This window comes from Streptomyces sp. NPDC048560 (assembly GCF_040650955.1).
GTDB lineage: Bacteria > Actinomycetota > Actinomycetes > Streptomycetales > Streptomycetaceae > Streptomyces.
The window spans coordinates 360,126-372,248 of the sequence record NZ_JBEZIJ010000007.1 but is presented as its reverse complement, the minus strand read 5'-3'; the positions used below and the strand labels follow the sequence as shown (position 1 = coordinate 372,248).

General features: G+C 70.7%; 11 protein-coding genes and 1 tRNA gene. 4 read left to right on the top strand and 8 right to left on the bottom strand.

The features are described from left to right. The first annotated feature begins 19 nt into the window (after window positions 1-19). The 3 genes from AB0C82_RS20890 (at window position 20) to AB0C82_RS20880 (ending at window position 3,716) form a co-directional block, all read left to right on the top strand. On the top strand, window positions 20-1,153 hold the full coding sequence (locus tag AB0C82_RS20890) for an SGNH/GDSL hydrolase family protein (protein ID WP_362844235.1): 1,134 nt from the start codon (window positions 20-22) through the stop codon (window positions 1,151-1,153). A gap of 182 nt (window positions 1,154-1,335) precedes the next feature. Next, window positions 1,336-2,556, top strand: a complete 1,221-nt coding sequence (locus tag AB0C82_RS20885; protein WP_362844021.1) for an acetyl-CoA C-acetyltransferase — start codon at window positions 1,336-1,338, stop codon at window positions 2,554-2,556. Between the two features lie 278 nt (window positions 2,557-2,834). After that, the gene (locus AB0C82_RS20880) at window positions 2,835-3,716 is read left to right on the top strand and encodes a hypothetical protein (protein ID WP_362844018.1); all 882 of its coding nucleotides are present in this window, start codon (window positions 2,835-2,837) and stop codon (window positions 3,714-3,716) included. 26 nt (window positions 3,717-3,742) lie between these two features. Here the strand turns inward: AB0C82_RS20880 and AB0C82_RS20875 are convergent, their stop codons facing one another. Next, complete coding sequence (locus AB0C82_RS20875) at window positions 3,743-4,060, bottom strand: hypothetical protein (RefSeq protein WP_362844015.1); 318 nt, start codon at window positions 4,058-4,060, stop codon at window positions 3,743-3,745. A gap of 100 nt (window positions 4,061-4,160) precedes the next feature. Between AB0C82_RS20875 and AB0C82_RS20870 the strand changes: the two genes are divergently transcribed. Further along, window positions 4,161-4,391 (top strand): DUF4287 domain-containing protein, encoded by a 231-nt coding sequence (locus AB0C82_RS20870; protein WP_328910564.1) that lies wholly within the window; start codon window positions 4,161-4,163, stop codon window positions 4,389-4,391. A gap of 78 nt (window positions 4,392-4,469) precedes the next feature. On the opposite strand, the gene AB0C82_RS20865 is transcribed toward AB0C82_RS20870, so the two are convergent. The 7 genes from AB0C82_RS20865 to AB0C82_RS20835 form a co-directional block, all read right to left on the bottom strand. Further along, a complete protein-coding gene (locus tag AB0C82_RS20865; RefSeq protein ID WP_362844012.1) occupies window positions 4,470-5,357 on the bottom strand; it encodes a Bax inhibitor-1/YccA family protein in 888 nt (295 codons plus the stop codon). A gap of 288 nt (window positions 5,358-5,645) precedes the next feature. After that, window positions 5,646-5,731: transfer RNA gene (locus AB0C82_RS20860), tRNA-Leu, on the bottom strand. Window positions 5,732-5,980: 249 nt separating this feature from the next. After that, window positions 5,981-8,380 carry a glycoside hydrolase family 2 protein gene (locus AB0C82_RS20855; RefSeq protein ID WP_362844009.1) on the bottom strand — a complete coding sequence of 800 codons (2,400 nt, stop codon included), beginning with the start codon at window positions 8,378-8,380 and terminating at the stop codon, window positions 5,981-5,983. Continuing rightward, entirely contained in the window at window positions 8,377-9,273 is an 897-nt protein-coding gene (locus tag AB0C82_RS20850) for an ATP-binding cassette domain-containing protein (protein ID WP_362844005.1), read from the bottom strand. Before AB0C82_RS20850 ends, AB0C82_RS20855 begins: the two co-directional genes overlap by 4 nt. Next, window positions 9,273-10,217: an ABC transporter ATP-binding protein gene (locus AB0C82_RS20845; RefSeq protein WP_362844002.1), complete on the bottom strand. Its 945-nt coding sequence runs from the start codon at window positions 10,215-10,217 to the stop codon at window positions 9,273-9,275. Before AB0C82_RS20845 ends, AB0C82_RS20850 begins: the two co-directional genes overlap by 1 nt. A 4-nt stretch (window positions 10,218-10,221) precedes the next feature. Then, complete coding sequence (locus AB0C82_RS20840) at window positions 10,222-11,121, bottom strand: ABC transporter permease (protein WP_362844000.1); 900 nt, start codon at window positions 11,119-11,121, stop codon at window positions 10,222-10,224. Then, complete coding sequence (locus AB0C82_RS20835) at window positions 11,118-12,113, bottom strand: ABC transporter permease (RefSeq protein ID WP_362843997.1); 996 nt, start codon at window positions 12,111-12,113, stop codon at window positions 11,118-11,120. Before AB0C82_RS20835 ends, AB0C82_RS20840 begins: the two co-directional genes overlap by 4 nt. Window positions 12,114-12,123: the final 10 nt, after the last annotated feature.

The window sequence follows — 12,123 nt, the reverse complement described above, 5'->3', positions numbered from 1 at the left end:
GACTGTGTCGAGGGCGAGGGTGGCACGGCGGATCGCGGCAGGCGCCGCTTACGGCGGCGGCAGCATCGGTCTGATCGGAGCCGCGACGGTGGGTGTGGTGCTGGCAGAGGTCCAGCTGGCGAAACGGCAGGTGGGCGGGGGTACGGCACCGGTTCCACCCAGCGCGGACGGGCGGTACGGAGTGGCGTTCACCGGCCCCGCCGAACCGCTGCGGCTCGGGATGCTCGGAGACTCGACGGCGGCCGGCCAGGGGGTCCGCAGGGCGGGGCAGTCGCCGGGCGCGCTGCTCGCCTCGGGGCTCGCGGCAGTGTCGGAACGGCCGGTGGACCTGCGGAACGTCGCGTTGCCGGGAGCCCGGTCCGACGATCTGGACCGCCAGGTCTCGCTGCTGCTGGCGGATCCGGCCCGGGTCCCCGACGTGTGCGTGATCATGATCGGGGCGAACGACGTGACGCACCGGATGCCCGCGACCCAGTCGGTGCGCTGTCTGACCACCGCCGTCCGCAGACTGCGGACGGCGGGCGCGGAGGTGATCGTCGGCACGTGCCCGGATCTGGGCACGATCGAGCCGGTCTACCAGCCGCTGCGCTGGCTGGCCCGGCGGGTGAGCCGGCAGCTGGCGGCGGCGCAGACCATCGGCTCCGTGGAGCAGGGCGGACGCACGGTGTCGCTGGGCGACCTGCTGGGTCCGGAGTTCGCGGCGAACCCGCGTGAGCTGTTCGGCCCGGACAACTACCACCCGTCGGCGGAGGGCTACGCGACGGCGGCGATGGCGATGCTGCCCACCGTGTGCGCGGCGCTCGGCCTGTGGCCGGAGTCGGACCGGCTGGACGGGGCGCGGCGCGAGGACATGCTGCCGGTGGCCAAGGCGGCCTCCAGGGCGGCACGGGAGGCCGGTACGGAGGTCACGGGGGCCCGGGCGCCCTGGGCCCTGCTCAAGCACCGCAGGCGGCGGCGTCTGCCCGCGGCCACGGAACCGGCTGCCCACGCCGGCACGGTGACCCAACCGGACGCGGCGGCCGGTCCGGGCACGGGGGCCGTCGCGGGCGCGGAGACCGTTCAGGACGTGCGGCCGGGGCCCGCGCCCGGCCCCGGCACCCGCCGCGATCCGGGCACGGGCCCGGCCTACCGGGAGGCGCGGCGGAGCGACTGAGCGACGCACCACTCCGAGCGGACGCGCGTCGTCGGCCGGCCTGGCGACCGAGCGACTGAGCGGTTGCTTAGAAAAGAGGCCCGCATCACACGGCCTCCCGGGTGACCTCAGCGATACGTCCGGGTAACTTCCAAGTCAGTCAAGCCTTCCAGCCTGCCTTCCAGCCCTCATGGAGCCGCGTGATGCCCGAAGCCGTGATCGTCTCTGCCGCCCGTTCGCCGATCGGCCGGGCCTTCAAGGGGTCCCTCAAGGACCTGCGCGCGGACGACCTGACCGCCACCATCATCCAGACCGCGCTGGCCAAGGTCCCCGAGCTGGACCCCCGGGACATCGATGACCTGATGCTCGGCTGCGGCCTCCCCGGTGGCGAGCAGGGCAACAACCTGGGCCGCATCATCGCCGTGCAGATGGGGATGGACCACCTTCCCGGCTGTACGGTCACCCGCTACTGCTCGTCCTCGCTGCAGACCAGCCGCATGGCGCTGCACGCCATCAAGGCCGGCGAGGGCGACGTGTTCATCTCGGCCGGTGTCGAGATGGTGTCCCGCTTCGTGAAGGGCAACTCCGACAGCCTGCCGGACACGCACAACCCGCTCTTCGCCGAGGCCGAGGCCCGCACCGCGGCGCGCGCCGAGCAGGAGGGCGCGGTCTGGCACGACCCGCGCGAGGACGGTGTCGTTCCGGACGCGTACATCTCGATGGGACAGACGGCGGAGAACCTGGCCCGGCTCAAGGGCGTCACCCGTCAGGAGATGGACGAGTTCGGCGTCCGGTCGCAGAACCTCGCCGAGGCAGCCATCAAGAACGGCTTCTGGGAGCGCGAGATCACCCCGGTGACGACGCCGGACGGCACCGTCGTCTCGCAGGACGACGGCCCGCGTGCGGGCGTCACGCTGGAGGGCGTGCAGGGCCTGAAGCCGGTCTTCCGCCCCGACGGCCTGGTCACCGCCGCCAACTGCTGCCCGCTCAACGACGGCGCCGCCGCCCTGGTGATCATGTCCGACACCAAGGCGCGCGAGCTGGGCCTGACCCCGCTGGCCCGGATCGTGTCGACCGGCGTGTCCGGCCTTTCCCCCGAGATCATGGGTTACGGGCCGGTCGAGGCCAGCAAGCAGGCGCTGAAGCGCGCCGGCCTGACCGTCGGCGACATCGACCTGGCCGAGATCAACGAGGCGTTCGCCGCCCAGGTCATCCCCTCGTACCGCGACCTCGGCCTGCCGCTGGACAAGGTCAACGTCAACGGCGGCGCCATCGCGGTCGGCCACCCGTTCGGCATGACCGGCGCCCGGATCACCGGAACGCTGATCAACAGCCTGCAGTTCCACGACAAGCAGTTCGGCCTGGAGACCATGTGCGTGGGCGGCGGCCAGGGCATGGCCATGGTCATCGAGCGCCTCAGCTAGTCCACCGGGCACGAGGGAGGGGCGGGGCCGCGGACAGGCGGCCCCGCCCCTCCCTCGGAACGGCCGCTTCGAACCGGTCCGAGCCCCGACCGTGACCGAATCTCCCCCAGGATGTGATCTACGTCCCGGGGGAGAGTCGTTTTCCCAGGTCACGCTGGTCACGGGGTTAAACACCAGGCACAAAGACCTGTCCAATTCGTGACGTAATGCACTGACAGCCGGCACAGGTACAGGACAAGCTGATGTAGGAAGTCGGGGGATCGATTGAAACCGGGAGTATGTCAGTGAGCGCCATGTCATTTGCCCTGTTGCTGACCACCGCCGCTGCCACGGCTGTCGGCGCCGCTGCTCTGCACGCCGCTCATGGGCTGCGCAAGCAGGTGGCGGCCCTGCGTACGGAGCTGGCCGCGAGCCGGTTCGACGGGGCCACCGTGCCACCGCAGAGCCGCAGTACGGTCGCGCCTGTCGCGGAGATACGCGCGGCCGTCACGGAGGCGCTCGCCGAGGAACGGGAGCGCGAGCTCGCCGAGGCGCGCGCCTTCTGGGCGGCCCAGGAGGCCCGCGACGCCGCCGACGCCCCGTCCCTGCTGGGCGGGCTGTCCGGTCTCGGTGACGACGTGCCGTTCTTCCTGCCCCGCCAGGCCGACTTCGCCGGCCTGGAAGCCATGGACCTCGAAGCGACCGAGGCCCTGGAGGAGCTGGCGGAGCTCAGCGAGCGGGCCCTGGCCGAGCGCGAGCTCGCCGAGGTCACCGAACTCCCGGAGATCTCCGACTATCCCGAGGACTCCCCCGAGCTGGCCGCGGCACGCCGCCGCCACCCCTCGCACCCCGACTTCGTCCCCGTACAGACACCCGTCGTCACGGACCACGAGCGCACCGTGAGCCGTCTGGAAGAGCTCGCCGACACGGCGATCGAGCTCACGGACGTCCGCCCCGGCCCGCTCGGCACCCTCGACGTGTACGTCTTCGCGGACGGCACCACGCTCTGCATGACCCCGGGCCACCGGGAGACGGCGGAGCGCCTCGCCGACTCCCTGCGCGCCGGTGAGACGCCGTTCCTGCTGGGCGGTTCCGGGGTATCCGGCGCCTACGCGCTGACCTTCTCCTGCGGACAGGACAACGTCTACATCCTCGCGGACCGGGTCATCGCCTCGTTCTAGTACGCGCCGCGCCCCCGGCGCGGGCCCTAGGCGAAAGCCCGCGCCGCAGCCTCGTCGACGTACCGCACGGCCTCGTCCAGCTCCACGGGCGGGGCCATCACCAATGCCACCGCCAGATCGCGTCCCGCGACGGCGAGCTGGTCGCCGACGCTGAACACCCCCGCGTCCGGCATGACACGCGGCTCCCCGGCGGGCCGCTCGATCCGCTGCGCCCTGAGGGCGAGTTCCCTGGCCGTGGCCAGCGCCTCGGCGGCGGCGCCGCGCTGGAGCCTGCTCTGCGGGGCGGAGCGCAGACGGTCGGCGAACCGGTCCACGGCGGTGATCAGCGGAGTCGTATCAAGCACGTCGCGACCCTACGCGCCCCGCCCCGGTGGTTGCCAACGGGCGGACGCTCAGGCACGGTGTCGGGAAGGTCCAGCAACGCGCACTGCGTCGGAGGCGCCGATGTCTCAAGTCTTCTCCGAAGAAACCCATCGCAACCTGCTCTCCAGAATCCCTCAATGCACCGGTCGTGAGATCTCCGACTGGCTCCGCACGGTCGACGAAGGCCCGTCCCTCTTCCGCTTCGAGGAGAAGGTCAGCTGGCTGCGGAGCGAACACGATCTGGCCTACGGCCACGCCAAGGCGATCATCCACGAGTACGACCTGAGGCGGGCGGCCCGCAAGCTCGGGTAGACGTACGCCCCACGGAAACGGGAACGGCCCGCAGGCGAGGAGCCTGCGGGCCGTTCCGTCGTGCGGGACTGCTGCGGTCTAGTCGTCGCCGCTCAGGATGGAGAGCACGCGCAGCATCTCCAGGTAGATCCACACCAGGGTCATGGTGAGGCCGAACGCGGCCAGCCAGGACTCCTCGCGCGGGGCGCCGAAGGCGATGCCGTCCTCGACCTGCTTGAAGTCCAGGGCCAGGAAGCACGCACCGAGGACGATGCCGATGACACCGAACAGGATGCCGAGGCCGCCGCTGCGGAAGCCCAGGCCGTCGCCGCCGCCGATGAGGGCGAACAGCAGGTTGACCACCATCAGGAGCAGGAAGCCCATGGCTGCGGCCATCACGAAGCCGTAGAAACGGCGGGTGACGCGGATCCAGCGCATCTTGTACGCGAAGAGCACACCGGCGAAGACACACATGGTGCCCAGCACCGCCTGCGCGACCACACCGGGACTGATGTAGGTGCTGACCGCACTGGAGAGGACCCCGAGGAAGACACCCTCGAAGGCCGCGTACGTGATGATCAGCGCCGGAACCGGCTTGCGCTTGAAGGACTGGATGAGCGAAAGGACGAACGCCACGAGGGCGGCGCCGATCGCGATGCCGTACGACTTGCCGAGGTTGGCCTCGTCGACGGGCAGCAGGACCCAGGCGAGCACGGCACCGAGCACCACGGTGCCCAGCGTCATCGCCGTACGCGTGACGACGTCGTCGATCGTCATCGCGCCGGAGCGCGCGGGCGCCTGCGGGGCGCCGTACTGGGTGTCCTGCTGGGCGTAGGGGTTCGTGGCGTACGGGTTGGCGGCGGCGCCCTCGGCGTACGGGTTGGCACCCGTCGCGGGGGCCCCGGCCTGCGGTGCCGCGTTGAAGCCCGCGGTGCCGTTGTCGCGGCTGAACCCCCGTCGCGAGAAGACCGGGTTGCTGCTCCTCATCTCACTCCTCCATGGCCACACTGCGTGGCCTTGCCACAAGAGTAATGGGTAGGCAAAACAAACACCCTAGTGCTCGGGGAGGATCTTCGGCGGAATGTGTGTCCGGACGGCACTCCACCCGGGCCGATGTGCCGGGCACAGGCCGATAGACCGAGCGGGTGACTCCGGGAGAGCCGCTCAGCCGGGCGACTCGCACACGCAAAGTGAGCACCTGCGCTCCTGGCGTGTTCCCGGCTGTGGGAAGAGCGGTACGCGGGTCCGTTCGCCGGTCGCGCCCCGAGCGGGGATTGGTGCCCGGAACCGGACTCGAACCGGTACGCCCCCGAGGGGCAGCGAGGTTTAAGCTCGCCGTGTCTGCATTCCACCATCCGGGCATGGCGCGCGGCTCCGCGTTGGCACATGACCCTATCCGGGGGCTTCCCTCGATCAGCCGAACAGTGGCTCGATGTTGTCTTATTTTATTGACCGTTTGAGGGAGCGTCAGCACATCTGCACCCCCTCACCACATGCCCGGTCCGGACCTCGGCCCGCAAGCCCCCTCGCACGGGATTGACGGAAAGTCGCCGCACCCGGACGGCCCAGCACGCCAGGGCCGCGCCACCATTCGCCATGGCTCCGCCACCTCAGCCGGTCATCGTGTCGTTGACGCACCGCAGAACCGGCCGGGCCCCCAGGGCCGAGGGGTTCTCCAGCACCGCTCCCGTGACGTGGAACACGGCGCTCTCGCCGGGCAGCAGATCGACGAGCATGTCGTCCACCGCGGCGGCCGGGTCCAGCCGGTCAGGGAAGAGCGCGAGCGTGCGCAGGAACGTTTTAGCGGTGACCCCCACCCGGTATCCCGTCCCCGGTCCGTCACCTTCCGTGACCGCCACCTCGTACCGCGCCGGAGGCAGGGCGAGCCGGGTGTCCTCCTCGTAGAAGTGGAACGCCCGCTGCTCGCCGAGCCGCGCCACCAGTACCTCCCGGCTGCCGTCCCCCGGACGCGCGACGGACTCCGGGAGCGGCACCCGGCTCACCCCGCGCGCGGCCGTGGCGACCACGGTCTCCTCCTCGGCCAACAGGGCACCGTCCAGGCCGTGCCGGCTGATCCGCAGCGTGCCCTCCCAGGGCCGGGCCGAGTCGTTGACCAGGTGCAGGGCCCCGTCCCGCACGGTCATCAGCCGGTCCGCGTACACCTTGCGCAGCGCGTACCAGAGCGGCTTGCGGCGGCCGTCGCCGTCCACGGCCGCCCAGGACACCACCGGCCAGCAGTCGTTGAGCTGCCAGACGATCGAGCCCATGCAGTACGGGGTGTGGGAGCGGAAGTGGCTGATGCCGAAGGCCACGGCGCGGGCCTGGTTCAGCTGGGTGAGCCAGTGCCAGTCGTCGAAGGTGCCTGGCTGCGGGAGATGGTCCCCCAGGCCCCGGAGCAGTTTGCTGTCGCCGTCCTGCGCCTTCTGGTGGTGGGCGAGCAGGGGGGACAGCGGATCGAGCGGGCCGCTGACGGCCCGGCGCAGCGTGGCGTACGCCGGCGGCCCCTGGAAGCCGAACTCGGCGACGAAGCGGTGGGCGGTGTCGGCGTAGTGGGCGTAGTCGACGCGGTTCCAGACGTCCCACAGGTGGACCGTGCCCCGGGCGGGGTCCTGCGGGGGCAGTTCCGGGGAGCCCGAGTAGGGCGAACCCGGCCAGTACGGACGGGTGGGGTCGGTCTCGGCGCAGAGGGCGGGCAGCAGCTCGTGGTAGTAGCCGTGGCCCCAGGTGCGGCCCTCCAGCTCCTCCTGCCAGCCCCAGTCGGCGTGTCCCTCCAGGTTCTCGTTGTTGCCGCACCACAGGACGAGGGAGGGGTGCGGGGCGAGCCGGACGAGGTTCTCGCGGACCTCGGCGGCCACCTCGTCGTACAGCGGCTGCTCCTCGGGGTAGGCGGCGCAGGCGAACGGGAAGTCCTGCCAGACCAGCAGGCCCTTCTCGTCGGCCAGCTCGTAGAAGTCGTCGCTCTCGTACAGTCCGCCGCCCCAGACCCGGATCAGGTTGACGCCCGCGGCGATCGCCTGGTCGAAGCGCTCGGAGATCCGCCGCCGGGTGACCCGGGCCGGGAAGCAGTCCTCGGGGATCCAGTTCACGCCCCGTACGAACACCGGCTCGTCGTTGACGTGGACGCGGAACGCCTCGCGTTCCAGCGTGACCCCCCGGAAGCCGGTCCTACCGCTCCAGACGTGGTCGCCGAGCCGGACGGTGACGTCGTACAGCGGCTGCCCGCCATGGCTGTGCGGCCACCAGCGCTCGGCACCCGGCACGGACAGGGTGACGGTGGCGCGGCGCTCACCTGCGGGAACCGTGAGCGCGGCGCGCTCCCCCGCCACCTCCACCACCGCATCCAGCGGCCCGTCCCTGTCGGTGTCCAGGGTGAGCGCCAGGCGCGGTACCCCGCCCCCGTCGAGGTCGGCGAGCACCTTCACCCCGGCGATCCGGGGTGCCGTCCAGGACTCCAGGGCGACCGGCCGCCAGATGCCCGAGGTGACCAGGGTCGGCCCCCAGTCCCAGCCGAAGTTGCAGGCCATCTTGCGGATGAAGGCGTACGGCTCGGTGTACGCGCCTGGCCGGTCGCCGAGCTTGTCGCGCAGCGCCTCGGCATAGGTGTACGGCGCGGTGAACCGTACGTCGAGGGTGTTGGCGCCCTCGCGCAGCAGGGGGCGGACGGCGAAGCGGTAGCTGCGGTGCTGGTTGGCGGTGGTGCCGATCTCCGTGCCGTTGAGCAGGACCGTGGCAACGGTGTCGAGGCCGTCGAAGCACAGATCGGTTTCCGTGTGCCCGTCGTCGGTCCAGTCGAAGGAGGTGCGGTACGTCCAGTCGGTGCGGCCGATCCAGCCGAGCCGGGTCTCGTTGTCGTCGAGGTAGGGGTCCTCGACGAGTCCGGCGGCCAGCAGGTCGGTGTGGACGCAGCCGGGCACGGTCGCGGGGACGCCTCCGGCGGGAAGCTCCAGGGGCACGGGCCCGTCGGCGGTGAGCGTCCAGCCTTCGTGCAGGGGCAGGCGGCGGGGGGTCACGCGGAGGTCCTTCCGCAGTCGGGGAGTCCGGCGCAGGCCACGAAGTGACCGGGCTCGGTCTCGTGGAGGCCGTCTCCGGGTGCGGCGCCGCCCTCGTGGAAGGCGCAGGCGTCCACGGGGACGGCCGCGGTCCAGGGCTGGTTCAGCCGGGGCACGGCGGCCAGGAGGGTGCGGGTGTAGGGGTGCAGGGGGTTGCCGAAGACCTTCTCGGTGTCGCCCCGTTCGACGACGCGGCCGCTGCGCAGCACGACGGTCTTCTCGGCGAGATAGGTGCCCAGCGAGAGGTCGTGGGTGATGTAGAGGACACCGAGCCCGCGCTCCTTGAGGCCGGCCAGCAGGTTGAGGACGTCGATGCGGGTGGAGGCATCGAGCATGCTGGTGATCTCGTCCGCGACGAGGAAGCGCAGATCGAGCAGCAGGGCGCGGGCGATCAGCAGGCGCTGGAGCTGGCCGCCGCTGAGCTGGTGCGGGTAACGCCCCAGCACCTGGCCCGGGTCCAGGCGTACGTCACGCACGGCCCTCTCCACGCGGTCGGCCCACTCCTTGTCGCCGGCACCCGGGTGGTAGGCGCGGCGGATCAGGGCGAAGACGCGGTCGGCCTTGAAGACCGGGTTGTAGCAGCTGAAGGGGTCCTGGAAGACGCCCTGGACCCGCCGGTAGAAGTCCTTGCCCGGCCTGACCCGCTCACCGTCCAGGGTGAGGCTGCCCGCGCTGACCTCGGTGAGGCCGAGGACCATGCGGCCGATGGTGGACTTGCCGCTGCCGCTCTCCCCGATCAGGGAGACCAGTTCGCCGGGTGCGGCTTCGAAGGACACCCGGTCGACGGCGGTGACGGAGCCGCCGCCGAAGGCGCCGGCCCGGAAGGTCTTGGTGACACGGTCGAGGGTCAGCATCAGGCCGCCTTCCAGCACGCGACGGAGTGGCGGGGGGCTATCTCGACGACCGGGGGCTCCTCGGCGCACCGGTGGTCGGCGAGCGGGCAGCGGTCGCGGAAGCGGCAGCCGGCCGGTGGGTTCAGCAGGGAGGGCGGTGAACCCGCGATGCCGCTGAGCGGCTTGTCGGCGTACCGGGCCCCGACCTCGGGCAGCGAGCCGATCAGCATCTTCGTGTAGGGGTGGCGGGGCGCGGTCGTGAGGACCTTCGCAGGCGCCTTCTCGGCGAGCTTGCCCGCGTACATCACCATGATCGAGTCGGCGATGTGCGACGTGAGACCGAGGTCGTGGGTCACGAAGATCATGCTGGTGACCAGGCCCTTGTCGCGGAGCCCGGTGAGTGCGCCGACGACGGCCTGCTGGTTGGAGACGTCCAGTGCGGACGTGACCTCGTCGGCGATGAGGACCGAGGGGTTCAGCAGGGTGGAGATGACCATGACGGCCCGCTGCTTCATGCCTCCCGACAGCTCGATCGGATAGCGGTCGAGGACGTCGGGGTCCAGTCCCACCAGGGCGAGACGGCGGTGCAGTTCGTCGGTGTCCACGGCGACCCCGCGCGAGGCGAGCAGCTCGCGGATCATGCGGCCGATGCGCCGGGTCGGGTTCAGGGCGCTCATCGAGTACTGCGGGACGAGCGAGATCTTGTGGAAGCGGTAGGCGTTCATGGCTCGGTCGTCGGAGAGGGGCAGTTCGTCGCCGTCCAGGGTGACGGTGCCGCCCGCGTGCCTCATCCGGCCGTCGAGCCGGATCAGTGCCTTGCCGAGGGTGGTCTTGCCGCAGCCGGACTCACCCGCCAGGCCCAGGATCTCGCCGTCGGCCAGGTCGAAGCCGACGCCGTCCAGGGCCCGGACCTCGCCACGCAGCGTGCGGTAGTGGACCCGCAGGTCGTTGACGGTCAGGGTCATGTGCTCACGACTCCCTCAGCTTCGGGTTGAAGACCTCGTCGAGGCCGACGTTGGCGACGTAGAGCGCGCCGACGATCGCGGTGATTCCGGCGCCGGGCGGGATGAACCACCACCACAGGCCGAGCTGGAGCGCGCTCCACTGCTGGGCGCTCTGCAGCATCAGGCCGAGGGAGACGCCCTCGGTGGGGCCGAGCCCGATGAAGTCGAGGGAGGAGGCGATCAGGATCGAGCCGCCGAAGAGCAGGATGAACATCATGAAGAGGTACGAGCTCATGTTGGGCGCGATCTCGCGGAAGACGATCCGCCAGGTACCGCTGCCGCTGAGCCGCGCCAGGTCCACGAACTCCCGCGTGCGCAGCGAGAACGTCTGCGCGCGGATCGCCCGCGCCGCCCAGGGCCACGAGGTGAGCCCGATGAACAGGCCCTGCACGGCGACGCTGCGCACGCCCAGGTAGGCGTTGATGATCAGGAGGACGGCGAGTGCGGGGATCACCAGGACGACGTTGGTGAGCATGTTGAGGATCTCGTCGACGATGCCGCCCCGGTAGCCCGCGAGGAAGCCGACGAGCATGGCGATGACCGCGGCGATCGCACCGCCGACGACGCCCACCAGGAAGGTCGCCCGCAGTCCGTGCACGAACTGCGCGTACACGTCCTGGCCGAAGGTGGTCGTGCCCATCCAGTACGTGCCGTCGGGCGCGGCGGCCTGCGGGCCCACGTACTCGTTGGGGTTGCCGCCGTCCATCAGCAGCGGGCCGGCGAGGCCGATGGCGAGCAGGATCACGACGAGCGAGAAGCCGATGATCAGTTTGGGGTTGCGGACGGCGTAGTGCAGCGATTCGCCGCCGGGCTTCGCGGCGGGCGGCTCGGCCGTCACGGGTGCCGGGTCGGGCAGTGTGGTCATGAGGTGCCTCCTGCCATGCCCGTACGGGTGCGGGGGTCGACCAGCACGTACACGATGTCGATGAGGAAGTTGGCGATGAGTACGCCGATGACGATGAACAGGAACGCGCCCTGGAGCAGGAAGAAGTCCTGGTTCTGGATCGCGGCCAGGATGAGTGAGCCGAGACCCGGGTAGGCGAAGACGATCTCGGTGACGAGGGCGCCCGCCACCAGGACGCCGAGCTGGAGGGCGAGTCCGGTGACCTGGGGCAGGACGGCGTTGCGGAACGCGTAGCGGCGGATCAGCCGCTGGGGTGCGCCGAGGGCCGAGAGGTAGGCGGAGTAGTCCGACTCCAGCTCGTAAATGATCATGTTGCGCATCCCGATGGCCCAGCCGCCGAGCGCCACGAGGAAGAGCGAGAGGAACGGCAGCACCCAGTGGTGCAGCGCGTCCAGCGCGAAGTCGGTGTTCCAGCCGGGCTGGATGTCCAGGCTGTACCCGCCGGACAGGGGGAACCAGCCGGCCTGGCCGCCGAGCGCCCAGGCCAGGATGACGGCGATCCACATGTACGGCATCGCGGTCAGCAGATAGCCGACCGGCAGCACCGTGTTGTCGAGGACCTTGCGGCGTGCGGACAGCGCGCCGATCCAGTTGCCCACGAACCAGCTGAGCAGGACGGACGGGATCATCAGACCGAGCGTGTACGGGAGCGCTTCGAGCAGGACGTCGCCGACGGGCGTGGGGAAGACCCAGATGGAGATCCCGAAGTCGCCCTGGAGCAGGGCGCCCCAGAAGTGCAGGTACTGCTGCCACAGGGGCTCGTCGAAGCCGAAGAGGTTGTTGTAGTAGGTACGCATCGCCTCGGCGGCCTCGGGCTGCGAGACCCGGGCGCGGGCCACCATGGCGGCGACCGGGTCACCGGGCATGAAACGCGGGATCATCCAGTTGACGGTCACGGCGACGACGAAGGTCAGTGCGTAGACAAGAAGTTTGCGGGCGAAATAGCGGCGCAAGGGTGCTCCC

Coding starts and splice junctions, on each gene's coding strand:
- AB0C82_RS20850 (WP_362844005.1), bottom strand. CDS start 9,273: ATGCTGACCCTCGACCGTGTCACCAAGACCTTCCGGGCCGGCGCCTTC.
- AB0C82_RS20880 (WP_362844018.1), top strand. CDS start 2,835: ATGTCAGTGAGCGCCATGTCATTTGCCCTGTTGCTGACCACCGCCGCT.
- AB0C82_RS20865 (WP_362844012.1), bottom strand. CDS start 5,357: ATGAGGAGCAGCAACCCGGTCTTCTCGCGACGGGGGTTCAGCCGCGAC.
- AB0C82_RS20845 (WP_362844002.1), bottom strand. CDS start 10,217: ATGACCCTGACCGTCAACGACCTGCGGGTCCACTACCGCACGCTGCGT.
- AB0C82_RS20840 (WP_362844000.1), bottom strand. CDS start 11,121: ATGACCACACTGCCCGACCCGGCACCCGTGACGGCCGAGCCGCCCGCC.
- AB0C82_RS20870 (WP_328910564.1), top strand. CDS start 4,161: ATGTCTCAAGTCTTCTCCGAAGAAACCCATCGCAACCTGCTCTCCAGA.
- AB0C82_RS20885 (WP_362844021.1), top strand. CDS start 1,336: ATGCCCGAAGCCGTGATCGTCTCTGCCGCCCGTTCGCCGATCGGCCGG.